Origin of the sequence: Methylobacterium carpenticola, assembly GCF_042748905.1 — a bacterium.
GTDB classification, from domain to species: domain Bacteria; phylum Pseudomonadota; class Alphaproteobacteria; order Rhizobiales; family Beijerinckiaceae; genus Methylobacterium; species Methylobacterium carpenticola.
This window is the reverse complement of sequence record NZ_JBHZEO010000001.1, coordinates 1,082,057-1,098,761: the sequence shown is the minus strand read 5'-3', so window position 1 is coordinate 1,098,761 and position 16,705 is coordinate 1,082,057. Positions and strand designations below refer to the sequence as shown.

Genomic DNA, 16,705 nt, shown 5'->3' with positions numbered 1-16,705 from the left:
GCACCGCCCGCCGGTCCGGTCGAGCGGGCGGGACCCTAGTCGGGGCGCATCGCCGGAGCAAGGCAGCCGCAGCCTGTCCGTCGAAAACCTGCGAAAACCTGGCGCGCCGGATCTTCCTCAAAGTCAGGGCACGCCGGAAGACCCGAGCCCATCGTCATCGGCAAGCAGGCCGGAGACACGGTGCATCGCAGCAGACCGGGCCGACTGCCCGCAATTTCGACCCATTCACCGACCACACGCCGCGTGCCAAGCGGGGGCGGAGCAGCCTCGCGCGATGTGAGATTACGTTCATCAATCGGTCCGATACAATGGATATCGGCACCGGTGCGTCCGGAGCCGGGCGGGGATTGCAGGGGACGATTTTATGGTCGCACAGGTCGCGGCATCGGCAGCGGATGCCTCTCCCGGGGAGCCGCGTGCGGCACAGGCGTCGCAACCCACGGTCGTGACGGATTCCGGCCTCGCCGCCCTCGCCCTGGTGGCCTCGTTCCATCAGGTTCCCTGCGAGCCCGCGCAGGTGCGCCACGAACTCGGCCTCGGCGTGCAGGCCGCGAAGGCGGTGGACATCGTGCGCGGCGCCCGCCAGCTCAAGCTGAAGGCGCGCCTGCTCGAGAAGCAGAAGCCCGAGCGGCTGGAGACGATCCCGCTGCCGGCGATCCTGGAGCTGGAGGGCGGCCGCTTCGTGCTGTTCGGCCGGCGCCTGGAGGACGGCAAGTACCGGATCATCGACGCCGCCGCCCGCACCGCCGAGCACATCCCGGCCGAGGAGGTCGCCGCCCGCTGGACCGGCGCCGTCATCCTGATCGCGCGGCGCGCCAGCCTGCAGAAGGTCATCCAGCATTTCGGCCTGAGCTGGTTCGTTCCCTCGATCTGGCGCTACCGCAACCCGCTCATCACCGTCCTCGTCGCCTCGTTCTTCATCCAGATCTGCGCGCTCATCACGCCGATCTTCTTCCAGATCACGATCGACAAGGTGCTGACGCACCGGGGCTACTCCACCCTGACGCTGGTCGCGGTGGGCCTCGTGGTGCTCGGCCTGTTCCACGTGGTGCTGCAATACCTGCGCAGCTACATCCTCACGCACACGACGAGCCGGATCGACGTGGAACTCGGGGCGCGGCTGTTCGAGCACCTGATGCGCCTGCCGCTCGCCTATTTCGAGACGCGGCCCGCCGGCCAGACCGTGGCGCGGGTGCGCGAACTCGAGACGATCCGCAACTTCCTCACCGGGCAGGCGCTGACCTCGGCGATCGACATCCCGTTCACCCTGCTCTTCCTCGTCATCCTGTACTTCTACTCGCCGCTGCTGGCGCTGATCGTGACGCTGTCGATCCCCTGCTACGTGCTGGTGGCGGTGCTGCTGCGGCCGATCCTGCGCGAGCAGACGCTGGAGCGCTTCAACCGCTCGGCCCTGTCGAACCAATTCCTGATCGAGTCCGTGGTCGGCATCCACACCATCAAGGCGCTCGCCGTCGAGCCGACCCTGCGCGTGCAGTGGGAGGAGCGGCTCGCCGCCTACGTCAAGACCTCGTTCGTGGCGGGCCTCATCGCCAGCATCGGCCAGAACGCCATCCAGTACATCAACAAGGTGACCACCGCGCTGGTGCTGTTCTTCGGCGCCTACGCGGTCATGAACGGCGACCTCACGGTCGGCAGCCTGATCGCCTTCAACATGATCATGGGGCAGGTGACGGCGCCGATCCTGCGGCTGTCGCAGCTCTGGCAGGACTTCCAGCAGGTCAAGGTATCGATCGAGCGCCTCGGCGACGTGCTGAACTGCCCGCCGGAGACGCGCGCGATGGGCCAGGCCCACCTGCCGCCGGCCAAGGGCCAGATCGCCGTGCGCAACGTGGTGTTCCGCTACCAGCCCGGCACGCCCGAGGTGCTCAAGGACGTCTCGATCGACATCCCGGCCGGCCAGGTGCTCGGCATCGTCGGCCCCTCGGGCTCGGGCAAGTCGACCTTCACCAAGCTCCTGCAACGGCTCTACGTGCCCGAGAAGGGTCAGGTGCTGATCGACGGCATCGACATCGCGCAGGTCGATCCCGCGTGGCTGCGCCGCCAGATCGGCGTCGTGCTCCAAGAGAACCTGCTCTTCAACAAGACGGTGTTCGAGAACATCGCGCTCGCCAATCCCGGCCTGTCGCGGGCGCAGGTGATCCAGGTGGCGCGGCTCGCGGGCGCCGACGAGTTCATCAACCGCCTGCCGCTCGGCTACGACACGCCCATCGAGGAGCGCGGCGCGAACCTCTCGGGCGGCCAGCGCCAGCGCCTCGCCATCGCGCGGGCACTCGCCACCAACCCGCGGATCCTGATCCTCGACGAGGCCACCTCGGCCCTCGACTACGAGAGCGAGCGCATCATCCAGGAGAACATGAAGCACATCGTGCGCGGCCGCACGGTGGTGATCATCGCCCACCGCCTCGCCGCCGTGCGGGGCTGCGACCGCATCATCGCGCTGCAGGACGGGCGCATCGTCGAGGACGGCACCCACCGCGAACTCGTCGACCGCCCGACCTCGCTCTACGGGCGTTTGTGGCGCATGCAGTCCGACCATGGATCCGAGCAGGGAGCCGCCGCGTGAGCGCGAAGCCCGAGACCCTTCCCGAAGCCTCCGGCCCGGCACCCACCCCGGTCGCGAAGCCGGCGGCCGGCACACCCGCCGACGCATCGGCCAACGCATCAGCCAAGACGCCTGCGCTCGCGCCCGCCCGCTCCCTCTCCCCGCGGCGCCTCACCGAGCGCGTGCGGGCGATGGCGGTCACGCGCGAGAACCAGGAATTCCTGCCGGCGCATCTCGAGATCCTCGACACGCCGCCCTCGCCGAAGATCACGGTGTTCACCTGGACCATCTGCCTGATGTTCGCGGTGGCGCTGGCCTGGAGCTTCCTCGCCAAGCTCGACATCCACGCGGTGGCGGGCGGGCGCATCCAGCCGAGCGGGCGCTCGAAGGTCGTGCAGCCCTTCGAGACCGGCAAGGTGCAGGCGGTCTTCGCGGAGAACGGCTCCCGGGTGAAGGAGGGCGACGTCCTCATCGAGATGGACCCGACCGAGGCCGAGGCCGATCTCGCGGCGCGGCGCGGCGACCTCGCGGCCCTCGACGCCCAGATCATCCGGCGGCACGCCACCATCCAGGCGATCGAGAGCAACAATCCGAAGGTCGCCACGACCTTCCCCGACAGCATTCCGGCCGCCGTCCAGGCGCGCGAGCTGGCGGCGATGCTGGCCGAGATCGGCCAGTACGTGACCACCCGGGACGCCCTCCTCGCCCAGATCGCCGAGAAGGAGGCGACGCAGAAGCGCTACGGGGCCAGCATCGCGGCCCGCGAGCGGTTGCAGGCCGTGCTCAAGGAGCGCGCCGACATGCGCGAGACCCTGGTTGCCAAGGCGGCCGGCACCCGCGCGGCGGTGATCGACGCGGTGCAGCAGGTCGAGCAGGTCGCCGCCGATCTCGCCTACGACCGTGGCCAGCTCGTCGAGGCGCAGGCCGGCGCCCTGTCGCTGCAGCGCCGGGTCGAGCAGACCGCCAGCGAGACGGTCGCCAAGCAGCAGCAACTGCTCACCGAGGCCGCCCAGAAGCGGGACGCCCTGAAGCAGGACGTGATCAAGGCGGCCCTCAAGCGCGACCGCGCGCGGCTCACCGCGCCGATCTCCGGGACGGTGCAGCAGCTCGCCGTGACCACGCTGGGCCAGGTGGTGACGGCCGGCCAGCCGCTCCTCGTGGTGGTGCCCACCGAGGGACCGATCGAGGTCGAGGCGCTCGTCCAGAACAAGGACATCGGCTTCATCGTCCCGGGCCAGGAGGCGGTGGTGAAGATCGACGCCTTCCCGTTCACCCGCTACGGGTCGATCGAGGGCAAGGTGCTGCGGGTCTCCCGCGACGCGGTGGACGACAAGGACGCGAATGGCGGGTCCGACCCCCTGGCGGTGAGCCGCGGGCAGGGGCTCGCGCCGGTGAGCGGCACGCCGCGCACGCAGAATCTCGTCTTCCCGGTCACGATCGAGTTGTCGCGCTCCACCATCGAGGCCGACGGCAAGACCGTGCAGCTCACGCCCGGCATGACCACCTCGGTCGAGATCCGCACGGGCAGCCGCCGGGTGATCGACTACGTGCTCGCGCCGGTCCGGGAGACCACCTCGACGGCCGGTCACGAGCGCTGAGGCGGGCCGCGCGGCGATGCGCGTCCTGTTCGTCCACCAGAACTTCCCCGGGCAGTACCGCCACGTCGCCCCCGCGCTGGCGGCGCGGCCGGGCCACGCGGTGGTGGCGCTCGGCATCAATCCGGCGCCTCCCCTGCCGGGGGTGCGCCACCTCCGCTACCCGGTCGCCGGGCGCTCGACGCCCGGCATCCACCGGCTGGCGCAGGATTTCGAGACCAAGGTGCTGCGCGGCGAGGCCGCCGCGCGGGCCGCTTTCGGCCTCAAGGCCGAGGGCTTCACGCCGGACGTGATCTGCGGCCATCCGGGCTGGGGCGAGACCCTGTTCCTGAAGGACGTCTGGCCGGAGACGCGGCTCCTCAGCTTCGTGGAATTCAGCTACAGCGCCCGCGGGGCGGATGTCGGTTTCGACCCGGAATTCCCTGCCCGCGAGGGCGAGGGCCTATTTCCGGTGCGGGCCCGCAACGCCGGCCAGTTCCTCGCCTTCGAGGCCTCCGACCGGCTGGTCTCCCCGACGCGCTGGCAGGCGAGCCGCGTGCCGGCGCCTTTCCACGACCGGCTGAGCGTGATCCACGACGGCATCGACACGGACCTCGTGCGGCCGGATCCGCGGGCCCGCATCACCTTCGACCGGGACGGGCTGACGCTGGCGCCCGGCGACGAGGTGGTGACCTTCGTCAACCGCAACCTCGAACCCTATCGCGGCTATCACAGCTTCATGCGGGCGCTGCCCGAAATCCTGCGGCGGCGCCCGCGCGCCCGCGCGGTGCTGGTGGGCGGGACCGACGTCAGCTACGGGGCGCGGCCGCCCGCGGGCCGGACGTGGCGCGACATCTTCCTCGACGAGGTGAAGGCCGACCTCGACCTGTCGCGGGTGCATTTCGTCGGGCGGGTTCCCTACGCGACCTACCTGAACCTGCTCCAGGTCTCGGCGGCGCATGTCTACCTGACCTATCCGTTCGTCCTGTCGTGGTCGATGCTGGAGGCGATGGCGGCGGGCTGCGTCGTGATCGGCTCGGCGACCGCGCCGGTCGAGGAGGTGATCCGGGACGGCGAGAACGGCGTGCTGGTCGATTTCTTCTCCCCCGGCGCGATCGCCGGGGCGGTGGTGCGGGCGCTCGCCGAGCCGGAGGCGCACCGCCCCTTGCGGGCGGCGGCGCGGCGCACGGCGGAGGGCTACGACCTCAAGCGCATCTGCCTGCCGCAGCATCTGCGGTTGATCGAGGATGTGGCCGCCGGGCGGGTGCCGGGGGTGGGAGCGCCCCTGCCCGGTGCGAGGGTCGCGGATCCAGTGCCTGCCTGACGGCCGGGCACATCCTTTCCGACGTCCGATCCGGCTCGGGACCTGCTCATACGGTTTCCGGATGATCGCTTCGCGATGCGGAAACCGGCCTCGCTCAGGCGCCGCGCGGGCTCGTGATACGGTTTCCGAAAGTGATCTTCCGGAAACCGTATCAGACCGCCGCACGCAGCGGCCGCTGCCCCAGCCTGGATGAGACGCGAAGCAGGTAACCGTCCGGATCCTGCACGAGGAACTGCCGGACGCCGACCTCGATCGTGTCCGCGCGATACCACCTCTCCTCGCAGGCCATGTATGGCGGCCGGCCAGCCGCCTCGAGGCGCGCGATGACCGGCGCCGCGTCCGGCACCGAGATCTGGAAGTTGATGCCGCGGCCCAAGGGCGGGTCGAGCGGGCCGGTGACCCATTGCCGGGAGACCGGATCGCGCTCTTCCAGCATCACCTGCGCCCCGTCGAGATCGAGATAGGCGAACCCATCCTCCGGCCGGTCGTCGGCGATGCGGAAACCGATCAGGCCGACCCAGAACGCCAAGCTGGCGGACAGGTCCGCTACGAGAAGCTCCGGGACGAGCCGGGCCCTGATGAGCATCGCGGGCATTCCGATCCCGACGCAGGGTCAGAATCCGAATAACCCGGCAGCGCCGCCGCGAACAGGGCCTCCCGGAGGAGACGCTCACGGCTGGGCGTTCCACAACCCGCGCCCGGCGCGCCCGGACAGGCCCGCCGCCACCCCGACCACGCCGACGAGGGCGAAGGCATCGGCCCAGGTGAAGCGGAAGCCGCCGCGGAAGCCGGGGGTGACGAGCCAGAACATCTCGGCCCCGTGCAGGACCAGGATCAGCGCGGCGATGCCGACGAGCGCCGCGGGCCGCCCCGCCACCCGCCGCGGCAGCAGGACGAAGACGGCGAGGATGCCGGTCCCGAGGGCCGCCACGGCGCCGACCCGCGCCAGCGCCCCGCCCCGGTCGAGATACCAGCGCACCTCCTGGGGCAGGTTCGCCGACCAGACCACCCCGTATTGCACGAAATGCACGAAGCCCCAGCAGGCGAGCAGCACCAGCATCGGATCGGCGAAGGCCGCCGCCGTGCGGCTGTCGCGTCCCGGCCGTCCGGAACTCGCCCGCGCGGCGACGAGCGCCGCCGCCGAGAGGGCGATACCGGCCTGGATCGTCATCACGAGGAGACCGAAGGCCGCGGAGGCGAGGCCCGGATCGACGGATTGCACCCAATCCTCCGCCGCGAGGGTCCCCAGCACCGCGTGCAGCACCATGCCGAGCACCGCCCGCCGCCGCCGGGCCCCGGCCTCCGCGAGGCTGAGATCGGCCGGTGCCCGGCGGAAGGTCGCGGCGAGCCAGAGCCAGACGGCGAGGTAGAACAGGCTGCGCAGGGTGAAGAAGGCCGGCGTGAACCAGAGCGCGGCGAAGCCGGTGCGGGGCGCGCCGCCCCTGCCCCAGCCGTAGAGTTCCCCGACATTCAGCAGGATCGGCACCAGCAGCAGCGCCGCGATCGGCAGGAGCGCGAGCAGGCGGCGGAGCGAGGCCGCCATCGGCCCGCCGGCGAAGCCGGCGAGTTCGAGCCCCATCAGCAGGGGCAGCGCGCCGGCCGGCAGCGAGATCAGCACCAGCCACGCGGCGAGGTAGGACGGCATCACGGTGCTGCCGGCCGCCGCCGCGAGCCCGCAGGCGGTCAGGGCAAGGGCGCCGACCGCGAGCGAGATCGGCCGGCGGCTCACGGCCGCGCTCCCGCCGTCTCCGTCACCCGACGAGCGGCGGGCGGCCCCTGGACGGCGTAGCTCGGCATGCGGCCCTTTCCATTCGCGATCATGCCGACGCGGTGCTCGGCCGGAGCCGCGCGCGACCGCGGCGTGTGGAAGGAGAGCGGCCGGGACCCGCCGCGCTGCACCGCGAGCCCGGTCCCGTCCCCGGCCCCGCCATGGCAGGAGGGGCGGAACACCTCGTAGCGCTCCCGGCCGCGGGCAGGCAACGCCGCATCGGGGCTAGGGTTGCCGAACGGGGCGGGAGGGGCGTGCAGCGTGGCATGGCGGTTGCTGCCGTGGCGCACCGAGGAGCGCCCATCGGAGTCCCCCATGCCCCGCTGCACCGAGATCCTGCGCCTGCCGATGGCGGCGCCCGACGACGTGTCCGCCCTGTCCGCGGCCCTGGAGGATGGGCGCCTCGACGCGGCCTCCATCGTGGCGATCTTCGCCAAGACCGAGGGCAACGGCTGCGTCAACGACTTCACCCGGCCGCTCGCCGTGCAGGCCCTGCGCGGCCTGCTCGCTCCCCTCGTCGATGCGGGCACCCTGGAGCGCGTCGCGATGGTGATGTCGGGCGGCACCGAGGGCGGGCTCTCGCCGCACTGGCTCGTCGTCAGCGTCCGCGCGGGAGCGGGCGCCGGCCCGGCCCTGGCGGTGGGGCAGGCCCGCACGCCGCCCCTGCCCGCCGAGGATCTCGGGCGCCGGGCGCAGGTCGAGATGGTGGCAGCGGGCGTGCGCGCCGCCCTGCGCGAGGCCGGCCTGACCCCCGATCAGGTCCATTACGTGCAGGTGAAATGCCCGCTCCTCACCTCGGAGCGGATCGGGGCGGCGCTCGCCCGCGGCGCGGTTCCGGTCACCCGCGACACGCTGAAATCCATGGGCCTGTCCCGCGGCGCCTCCGCCCTCGGCGCGGCCCTGGCGCTCGGCGAGGTGAGGCCGGAGGCGATCGCCGGGACGGTGGCGGAGACGGATCCCGGTCTATTCGCCCGCCGCTGCGGCGCCTCGGCGGGGGTCGAACTCCTCGACCACGAGATCGTGGTGATGGGCATGTCGCCGGACTGGACCGGGCCGCTCGCCATCGACCACGCGGTGATGGCCGACGCGATCGATGTCGCGCCGGTCGCCGCCTGCCTGCGGCGGCTCGGCATCGCCGGGCCGGACGGGATGGTGGACGCGGCCGGACGGGCGCGGATCGCCGCCTTGCTCGCCAAGGCCGAGGCCTCCTCGGACGGGACGATCCGCGGCCGGCGGCACACGATGCTGACCGATTCCGACATCAGCCCGACGCGGCACGCCCGCGGCTTCGTGGCGGGGGCGCTCGCGGGCCTGGTCGGCTTCACGGACCTGTTCGTCTCCGGCGGCGCCGAGCATCAGGGGCCGGATGGCGGCGGGCCGGTGGCGGTCATCGCGCGGCGGGGCGCGTGAGGAAGTCCCCGGTCCACCCGGGCCGTCGGCGGGAGGCGGGGCGCGGGATCAGGCCGGGACGGCGAGGGTCGCCCGGGTGCCGCGATGGCTGCGGTCGTACTCGACCTTGGAGCGCAGGTTGGTGCCCATCGCCCGCAGGATGCGGCTGCCGAGCCCGGAGCCGAGGGGCGCCCCCTCCCCCGACCAGCCGACGCCGTCATCCTCGACGACGAGCAGGAGCCCGCTCGCACCGTCCTGCGCGACGCTGACCCGGATCTCCCCGGCGACATCCGGCGGATAGGCGTACTTGTAGGCGTTGGTCACGAGTTCGGTGACCACCACCCCGAGCGAGACCGCCTTGTCGGTGGCGAGGCGGATCGGCTCCGCCCGCAGGCGGATCGCGTGGTCGCGGCCCGCCGCCTTCATGGCCGCCTCGAGTTCCTCGACGAGGCTCGCCAGATAGGCGTCGAGTTCCACCGCCTGCACGTCCTGGGAGGTGTAGAGCCGGCGGTGGATGCCGGCGATCGCCGAGATGCGCGCCTGCATCTCCTCCAGCGCGCTCTTGGCGGCGGGGTCGGAGACCGCGTTGGTCTGCATCCGCGCGAGCGCGGCCACGAGGGCGAGGGAATTGGCGACCCGGTGGTTGACCTCGCGCAGCAGCATCTCGGCCCGGTCGCGGGCCTCGCGCATCTCGGCCTCGGCCCGCTCCTTGTCGCGCCGCAGCGCCTCCTGGCGGAGCGCCGTGTCCACCGCCTCGCCGAGCAGCTCGCGGAAATGGCCCTGCACGTCCTTCCAGACGTAGTCGACGGCGCCCGCCTTGAGGGCGGAGACCGCCACGCGGCTGTCCTCCGAGCCGGTCACGTAGATCACCGGCGGCGCGTCGGGCAGCGACCGGATCGCGGGCAGCACGTCGAGCCCGGTGCGGCCCGGCATGTGGTGGTCGAGGGCCACCACGTCGATGCCGCCTTCGGCGAGCCGCGCCAGCCCCGCCTCGCCGCTCTCGGCGAGTTCGACCGCGTAGCCCCGGCCGCCGAGGGCGCGCTGCACGAGCCGCCCCAGCCCCGGATCGTCGTCGATGTAGAGGATGCGGGCGGAGGCCGCCGCGGCAGCGTCGCTCATGGATTCTCGGGAACCTGCATGACCGAGAAGAACAGCCCGAGCTGCCGGATGGCGTTGGCGAAGCCGTCGTAGTTCACGGGCTTGGTGATGTAGACGTTGGCGCCGAGGTCGTAGCAGCGCTGGATCTCGCGGCTGTCATCCGTGGTGGTGAGGACGACGACGGGCGAGCGCTTGGTGTGCGGGTTCGCCTTGATCGTGTCGAGGATGTCGATGCCGGTCATGTCCGGCAGGTTGAGGTCGAGCAGGATGAGGAGGTGGCGACCCGCGCTGACCTCGCCCGATCCGTCCGGTCCGAGCAGGTAGGCGAGCGCCGAGGTGCCGTCGCGGAACGGGAGGATCTCGTTGTTGACCCCCGCGCGGCGGATGTTGCGCTCGATGAGGCGGGCATGGCCCTCATCGTCCTCGATCATGACGATGCAGACGGGATGCATCCGGAACTCCTGTGACTACTCTGCGGCGATGCCGGGGGCGGCATCCGGCACGGCCCGTTCGGCGGCCGGCTCGAGCGGCAGCGTCACGGTGAAGGTGGTGCCTTCCCCGAGGCGCGAGGCCACCTCGATGCGCCCGCCGAGGGATCGCACCAGCGCCTTGACATGGGCAAGGCCGATGCCCTCGCCGGGGCGGTCCTGCACGCCCGCCCGACGAAACAGCTCGAACACCCGGGCGTGGTCCTGCGGGGCGATGCCGCGGCCGTTGTCGCTGACCGCGAAGCGCGCGCGCCGGCCGCTCACCGGCAGCGCGGCGACCGTGATCCGCCCGGGCCGGTCCGACGACAGGTACTTGAGGGCGTTGTCGAGGAGATTGGCGAAGATCTGCTCCACCGCGAGCCGGTCGGCCATGATCGGCGGCAGGTCGGGCGCGACGCTCACGGTGGCGCCGACCGCATCGGCCTGGTGGCGCTGCGCATCGGCGAGGCCCTGCACCAGGGCGGTCATGTCGAGGGGCTCGGGCCGGAAGGTCCGGCGCCCTTCCCGCGACAGCTTGAGGATGGCGGCGATCAGCCCCTCCATCTTGACGATGGCGGCCTTGATGAAGCCGAGCGCCTCGCTGATGTCGGCGTCGATCGGCCCGGCCTTGGGATGGTCGCCCATGGCCGCGCGCACGTCCTCCTGGAGCGCTTCGAGCTCGCTCGTGAAGCCCATCACGTTGACGAGGGGCGCGCGCAGGTCGTGGCTGACGATGTAGGCGTAGCGCTGGATCTCCTCGTTCGACTCCCGCAGCTCCGCCTCGGCCTCGCGCTGCTCGGTGATGTCGGTGTGGACGCCGACCCATTCGCGGATGCTGCCGTCCGGCTCCAGCACCGGCACGGCCCGGATCGCGTAGTGGCGGTAGGCGCCGTCGCGGTTGCGCACCCGGTGCTCGAAGACGAAGGTGCGCCGCTCGGCCACCGCCGCGTTCCAGGCCGCGATGGTGGCCTGCGCGTCGTCCGGATGCACCGCGTCGGCCCAGCCGTAGCCCTCGTACTCGGCCCGGCTCTGCCCGGTGATCGCCGACCAGCCGGGCTGCTCGCCGGTCATCCGGCCGGCGGCGTCGTTGGTCCAGAGCACCCCGCGCACCGCCTGCACGGCGGCGCGGAAGCGGTCCCGCTTGTGGCGCACGGTGGTGAGCAGGCGGGCATTGTCGAGGGCGACCGCCGCCTGGCCGGCGAAGCCGAGGATCAGCCGCTCCTCGCGGGGGCCGAACCGGGCGGGTTCCGGATGGCCGAACAACAGGGCGCCCAGGGTCTCGCCGGAGCCGGACACGACCGGAACCGCGAGGTAGCTGCGCACCGGCAGGTGGCCCTTCGGCATGCCGCCATGCGTGCCGTAGCGGGAATCCGCCGTCACGTCGTCGCAGCGCACCACGCCCTCGGCGCGGAAAGTGGGGGTGAACAGGCCGGTCGGCCGCGGCAGGCCGAAGCGGGTGAAGGCTTCCCGCGGCGCCCCCGTGAGGCTGTAGAGGCGCCAGACCTCCTCGGCCTCGCCCTCGCGCCCCGCGGGCACCCGCTCGAAGAAGGCGCCGTAGGCGGCGCCCGTGAGCGCCGTGGCATGGTCGATGATGGTCTGGACCAGCCTGCCGAGATCGTGCTCGGCGGGCAGGGCCGCGCTGACCCGGTTCAGGTGCTCCAGGCGCTCGGTCTCCTCCTGAAGGGCGAGGCGCGCCTCCTCGGAGCGGCTCTTCGCCCGTGCCTGCGTGAAAGCGGCTCCTGCCAGGACCAGGGTCAGGGCGCAGCCGCCGACGACGAGCGGGTGCCACAATCGCCCGGCCGGGTCGTGCACGAAGGCGGGCGTCGCCACCGCGGCCAGGGTCCAGGACCGGCCGGCGATCTCCAGGCTGCGGATGGCCGCGAGCGGGCCGGCGGCCTCCGCGCCCGGCGCGGCGAACAGGAGCGGCGCCCCCGGCCCGGTCCCGTCGTGCACCCGATAGGCGATCTCCGGCTCCTCGACCGCGTCGCCGTGCAGGGTCACCCGGGAGAAGAAGTCGCCCGCCCGGAACGGGGCGTAGGCCCAGCCGACCAGCCGGGCCCGGCGCTCCGCGAGGCTGTCGGGCACCTCGCCGCCGGCGTAGACCGGCAGGTAGATGAGGAAGCCCTGCTGCTTGTTGCTGTCGATCTCCTGGACGAGTTCGACCCGGCCCGACAGGGCGGGCTCGCCGCTGTCCCGCGCCCGCTCCATCGCGGCGCGGCGCGTGGGCTCGGAGAACATGTCGAAGCCGATCGCCGTGGCGTTGCGGGCATCGGGAGGCTCCAGCGCGACGATGGCGGTGGGCTCGGCCGATCCGGTGTCGGGCCAAGCGCGGAAGTCCGGGCGGCCGCCCTCCCGCATCCGCCGCACGAGGTCCTCGCGCGCCTCCGGCGCGAAGCGCCGCGAGAAGCCGATGCCGCGGATGCCGGGATAGCGCTCCATGATGTTCAGCCGCCCCACATAGGCCGCGAAAGCGGCCGGGCTGGGGTCGGGATGGGCGGCGTGGAGCCCGGCGGCCCCGCGCAGCAGCGCCATGTAGGTGTCGATGCGCTCGCGGATCGCGGCGCCCTGCTGGCGGACGAGACGCTCGAACCGATCGCGGTCGCGCGCCTCGCTGACGTGCTGGAGGTTCCAGGCCGCCGCGCCCGTCACCAGCAGACCGAGGACGAGGATCAGCAGCGGCAAGGCATAGCGCCCGGCGGCGGATCGGGTCCGGGGCGGGAACGAAGGGTAACCGGACGGCGGAATGACGGAAATCCTTGGGCTCGGGCGCGCGGGAACCATTGTAGTGCTTGTCGGCCGGCCTGTCAGGAGGTCGGGCACCGGAGATGGTGCCGGGACGACTCGGGCTCCCGGTGGGTCAGGCGGGGGGCGGCAGCGTCAGGACGAAGCGGGCTCCGGGTCCTTCGCCGAGGGCGAGCGTGCCGGCGAGCTGGCGGGCCAGCCCCTGGATGACGCGCATCCCGAGGCTCCGCCGCGTCGCGGCGGCCAGGTCGAAGCCCGGCGGCAGGCCGACGCCGTCATCCGCCACGCTGAGGGACAGGCCGCCATCGGCGAGCCGCACGCCCTCGACCCGGATCTCGCCCACCCCCGCCGGATAGGCGTGCTTGAGGGCGTTGGTGACGAGTTCGTTCACGAACAGGCCGAGGGGGACGGCGAGATCGGCCGGCATGGCCACGTGAGCGACCCGGCAGCGGATGACGTGGTTCGGCCCGCTATCGGCGAGGCGCTCGCAGAGGGTTTCGAGGAAGGGCGCGATGTCGATGGCGCCGAGATCCGGCTGCTGCCAGAGCTGGTCGTGCACCTGCGCCACGGCCGCGACGCGGGATTGCGCGTCGTCGAGGGCGTGGCGGACATCCTCGTTGTCGGTGGCGCGGGCCTGCAGGGCGAGCAGGCTCGCCACGATGGCGAGGCTGTTCTTCACCCGGTGGCTCATCTCGCGCGAGAGCAGCTCCTGCCGCTCCAGGGCCGCCTGCAACCGGGACTCCGCGCGCTGGCGCTCGATGGCGCCGCCGAGCAGGTTGGCGAAGCCCTGCATGAAGGCGATGTCCGCCGCGGCGAACTGTCCCTCGCGGGCGTCGTCCACCTCCAGCACGCCGAAATCTCCCTCCCGGTTGCGGATGAGGACGTTCACGGCACGGCGGATGCCGTGCTCGGCCATGAGCTGGGGCGTGCGGAAGCGCTCCTCGTTCTCCAGATGGTTGGAGATCACCGGCTGGCCGGTCTTCAGGGCGAAGCCGGCCGGCGAGGCGAGATCGGCGCCGACCACCGCCTTGCCCACCACGTCCGGCCCCCAGCCGACCCCCGCCACGACGAGGAGGATGTCGGGATCGCGCTTGTATTCGAGGGCCTTGCAGAACTGGGCGCCCATCCCCTCCGCGCACATCTCGGTGGCGCGCTGGAGGAGCCGGCCGAAATCGTCCTCACGCAATGCCTCCACCCCGAATGCGGAGAGGAGCGTCTGCTGATGAAGACGATGGTCAAGCTCCGAACGCGCGAGATCGGCCATTCCGCATCGGTTCCGTGGGATCCTGGAATCCTCATCCCATAGACGGTTCGGGCGCCACTTCAAACTCGGGGCCTCTGATCGGCCGCAGGTCTTCGACGGAGAGCCGCGAACCAAACGCCGCCGGTCCGGGCACGACCGCGGACCCGATCCACGCGATCCGCCTTGCGATCGATCAAAGCCGCTTGCCGCCCCCTCGCACAAGGTCTCCGGGTCCGGCGCGGCGGCGCCCGCCGCGGCCGGAATGGAGGATCGTCATGCGTCGCGCCACCCGTCTCCTCGCGGCCGCCCTGCTCGCCGGCCCCGCCCTCGCGGGCGCGGCCCTGCCCGCGCTCGCCACGCCCTGCGCCGGGCACATCGCGGCCCTGACGCGGCGGCTCGACAGCCTCGGCGCCATCCGGATCGCCGGGCTGGAGCCGGGACACAGCATCGCGACGGGTTCGTTCCGGTCGCTGCGCCAGCCGCCCGCCGGCCTTCCGAGCGACCCGCATTTCATCTCGACCCGCGAGAACATCGTCGCGGCCCGGACCCTGATCACGGAAGCCGCGACGGAGGATCGCGACGGCAATCAGCGCGCCTGCGAGAACATCCTGAGCGATGCCAAGCGGCTGATCGGCGCCCTGCCCTGACTGGCCAGTGTCGTGCGCGTCGCAGGCGGGCGCCTCGAGGCAGTCAGCCCCTCGCCCGCGCGGGCCGCCGCGCGTGCGGCGGACGGGCGGCGGCGCGCACCGCGCAACGCTGCCACCCCCAATGCTCGTAGGGCGCGGCCGGCGCGGCCTCGCACCAGCCCGTGCGCCGCAGGCGTTCCGCGTAACGCTGGCGATCCTCGCAGGCCTGCGTCGTCATCGCGGAGGCCGGCAGGCCGCAGGTCGCGTCGGCCCGCTCCCAGCGGGCGACGAGATCCTCGCCGGCGGCGGCATGGCCCGCACAGAGAACCAGTCCGAGCACCAAGCCAGGGCCGATGAGGTCACGGAGCATGATCGGGTCTCAACGCGCGCTGCGGTCGTTGCGTCAGGCCCTGGCGATATCATGTCCGCCGCGGTCGGCAAGTGAGACATGGCAAGTCAGACATGGCAAATGAAACATGGCAAGTGCGCGGCAAGTCGTCCGGCGACGACGCCACGGGAGCCGTGCCGGACCTCAGGTCAAGGCGGCCCGCGCCTCCGGGAGATCCCAGATCCGCTCGATCGCCGCCGCGCCGGCCTGGACGATGGCGGCCTCGTCGCCGTGCAGGTAGGCGCCGCGGTCGATCAGCAGCCGCCCGTCGACCATCACCTGATCGACATTGGCGCGGTTGGCGAGGGCGACGAGGGCGCGGCGCGGCTCGCGGAGCGGCTGGAGATGGGGATGGGTGAGGTCGACCACCGTGAGGTCGGCCGCAGCCCCCGGCGCGATCACCCCGAGATCGGGGCGCCGGATCGCCGCCGCCGCCTCCCAGGTCACCGCGTCGATCAGGGCCGGGGATGCGGCGATCTCCGCGCGGCCCGACACGACCTTCGAGATCAGCGAGGCGGCGTTCAGTTCGGCAAGCAGATCCATGTTGTAGCCGTCGGTGCCGACCAGGGTGCGGATCCCGTGCTCGGCGAAGCGCCCGAAGGCCGCCGTCCGCCCCGCCCGCGCGAAGACGCGCGGGCAGTTCAGCACGCTCGCGCCCCGCGCCGCCATCAGCCTCAGGTCGTCGTCCGTACTGGCGATGCAATGGGCGGCGAGGAGATCGGGCGCGAGCAGGCCGAGCCAGTCGAGATACTCCGCCGGCGTGCGGCCGCCGTGGCGCGCCCGGATCGTCGCGACCTCGTCCTCGCTCTGCGCCAGATGGGTGGTGATCGGTACGCCGAGTTCCCGGGCCCGGGCCGCGCAAGCGCGCAGCAGGTCCGGCGCGCAGGTGTCGGTGGCGTGCGGGCTCATGGCGAGGCGGATGCGGCCCTCGGCCCGGCCCTCCCAGCGGGCATGGAGCGCGTTCCAGGTGGCGAGGTCGGCGGCCCCGTCGTCGCCCGCGTAGCGCACGGTGCCGTCCGGGCCGGCCTTGGCATCCGCCGTGGAGAACAGGTAGGGCGCGCCGTAGAAGCGCAGGCCCATCGCCTCGGCCGCCTCGAACATCTCCGGCAGGCCGTTGCGGAACGGCTCCATCACCGTCGCGGCGCCGCCCTTGAGCAGCTGGAGGATGCCGAGCCGCGCGATGGCGAGGCGCTCCTGCGGGGAGAGGACGGCGAGCCCGGTCTTCGTCAGCGGCAGCAGCACCGTGTAGACGATGCTCCGCCCGCCCTCGCGCCCGTGCCCATCCTCCGTGTGCGAGCGCGCGACCGCCTCGCTGAAGCAGTGATTGTGCAGGTTGAGGAGACCCGGGAGGACGAACCGTCCCGGCCGGTCATGGATCTCGGCGGCTTCGGGCCGGGACGGGGTCACGGCGGCGATGCGGCGCCCCTCCACCAGCACCCAATGATCGCGCAGGACCTCCTGGGCGCCGTCGCGGCGCACGAGGACGTAGGAGCCGAAGATCGCGGTGGTGCTCATCGCGGTGG

The 16,705-nt window shown here is 72.4% G+C and carries 14 protein-coding genes and 1 pseudogene; 5 read left to right on the top strand and 10 right to left on the bottom strand.

Features of this window, described 5'->3' with window-relative positions; translation table 11 throughout:
* Positions 1-364: 364 nt before the first annotated feature.
* From ACE101_RS05350 to ACE101_RS05340, 3 genes are read left to right on the top strand one after another with little or no spacing between them, the layout of a single operon-like run.
* Entirely contained in the window at positions 365-2,584 is a 2,220-nt protein-coding gene (locus ACE101_RS05350) for a type I secretion system permease/ATPase (protein ID WP_379126554.1), read from the top strand.
* Positions 2,581-4,161 carry an HlyD family type I secretion periplasmic adaptor subunit gene (locus ACE101_RS05345; protein ID WP_379126552.1) on the top strand — a complete coding sequence of 527 codons (1,581 nt, stop codon included), beginning with the start codon at positions 2,581-2,583 and terminating at the stop codon, positions 4,159-4,161. Before ACE101_RS05350 ends, ACE101_RS05345 begins: the two co-directional genes overlap by 4 nt.
* Before the next feature lie 16 nt (positions 4,162-4,177).
* Entirely contained in the window at positions 4,178-5,461 is a 1,284-nt protein-coding gene (locus tag ACE101_RS05340) for a glycosyltransferase family 4 protein (RefSeq protein WP_379126550.1), read from the top strand.
* Between the two features lie 151 nt (positions 5,462-5,612).
* Here ACE101_RS05340 and ACE101_RS05335 read toward each other — a convergent pair whose 3' ends face one another.
* The 3 genes from ACE101_RS05335 to ACE101_RS05325 form a co-directional block, all read right to left on the bottom strand.
* Positions 5,613-6,056 carry a bleomycin resistance protein gene (locus ACE101_RS05335; protein ID WP_379126548.1) on the bottom strand — a complete coding sequence of 148 codons (444 nt, stop codon included), beginning with the start codon at positions 6,054-6,056 and terminating at the stop codon, positions 5,613-5,615.
* A gap of 75 nt (positions 6,057-6,131) precedes the next feature.
* Positions 6,132-7,190 carry a hypothetical protein gene (locus ACE101_RS05330; RefSeq protein WP_379126547.1) on the bottom strand — a complete coding sequence of 353 codons (1,059 nt, stop codon included), beginning with the start codon at positions 7,188-7,190 and terminating at the stop codon, positions 6,132-6,134.
* Positions 7,187-7,546 carry a c-type cytochrome gene (locus tag ACE101_RS05325; RefSeq protein ID WP_379126546.1) on the bottom strand — a complete coding sequence of 120 codons (360 nt, stop codon included), beginning with the start codon at positions 7,544-7,546 and terminating at the stop codon, positions 7,187-7,189. Before ACE101_RS05325 ends, ACE101_RS05330 begins: the two co-directional genes overlap by 4 nt.
* Here ACE101_RS05325 and atzD point away from each other — a divergent pair.
* Positions 7,545-8,639 carry a cyanuric acid amidohydrolase gene (gene atzD, locus ACE101_RS05320; protein WP_379126544.1) on the top strand — a complete coding sequence of 365 codons (1,095 nt, stop codon included), beginning with the start codon at positions 7,545-7,547 and terminating at the stop codon, positions 8,637-8,639. The genes ACE101_RS05325 and atzD overlap by 2 nt on opposite strands.
* A gap of 48 nt (positions 8,640-8,687) precedes the next feature.
* On the opposite strand, the gene ACE101_RS05315 is transcribed toward atzD, so the two are convergent.
* The 5 genes and pseudogenes from ACE101_RS05315 to ACE101_RS05295 form a co-directional block, all read right to left on the bottom strand.
* Complete coding sequence (locus ACE101_RS05315) at positions 8,688-9,737, bottom strand: response regulator (RefSeq protein WP_379126542.1); 1,050 nt, start codon at positions 9,735-9,737, stop codon at positions 8,688-8,690.
* Positions 9,734-10,168, bottom strand: a complete 435-nt coding sequence (locus tag ACE101_RS05310; protein ID WP_379126540.1) for a response regulator — start codon at positions 10,166-10,168, stop codon at positions 9,734-9,736. Before ACE101_RS05310 ends, ACE101_RS05315 begins: the two co-directional genes overlap by 4 nt.
* Before the next feature lie 15 nt (positions 10,169-10,183).
* Positions 10,184-11,995 (bottom strand): ATP-binding protein, encoded by a 1,812-nt coding sequence (locus tag ACE101_RS05305; protein ID WP_379138492.1) that lies wholly within the window; start codon positions 11,993-11,995, stop codon positions 10,184-10,186.
* Positions 11,996-12,112: 117 nt separating this feature from the next.
* Positions 12,113-12,715 (bottom strand): annotated as a pseudogene (locus ACE101_RS05300) (CHASE domain-containing protein); the annotation flags it as partial.
* 325 nt (positions 12,716-13,040) lie between these two features.
* Positions 13,041-14,189, bottom strand: a complete 1,149-nt coding sequence (locus tag ACE101_RS05295; RefSeq protein ID WP_379126538.1) for a sensor histidine kinase — start codon at positions 14,187-14,189, stop codon at positions 13,041-13,043.
* Positions 14,190-14,443: 254 nt separating this feature from the next.
* Here ACE101_RS05295 and ACE101_RS05290 point away from each other — a divergent pair, with 254 nt between their 5' ends.
* Positions 14,444-14,815 (top strand): hypothetical protein, encoded by a 372-nt coding sequence (locus tag ACE101_RS05290; protein ID WP_379126536.1) that lies wholly within the window; start codon positions 14,444-14,446, stop codon positions 14,813-14,815.
* Between the two features lie 43 nt (positions 14,816-14,858).
* Here ACE101_RS05290 and ACE101_RS05285 read toward each other — a convergent pair whose 3' ends face one another.
* Together ACE101_RS05285 and ACE101_RS05280 are read right to left on the bottom strand one after the other, a co-directional pair.
* Positions 14,859-15,164: a hypothetical protein gene (locus tag ACE101_RS05285; RefSeq protein ID WP_379126534.1), complete on the bottom strand. Its 306-nt coding sequence runs from the start codon at positions 15,162-15,164 to the stop codon at positions 14,859-14,861.
* A gap of 162 nt (positions 15,165-15,326) precedes the next feature.
* Positions 15,327-16,697, bottom strand: coding sequence for an amidohydrolase family protein (locus tag ACE101_RS05280; protein WP_379138490.1), 1,371 nt, complete (start codon positions 16,695-16,697; stop codon positions 15,327-15,329).
* Positions 16,698-16,705: the final 8 nt, after the last annotated feature.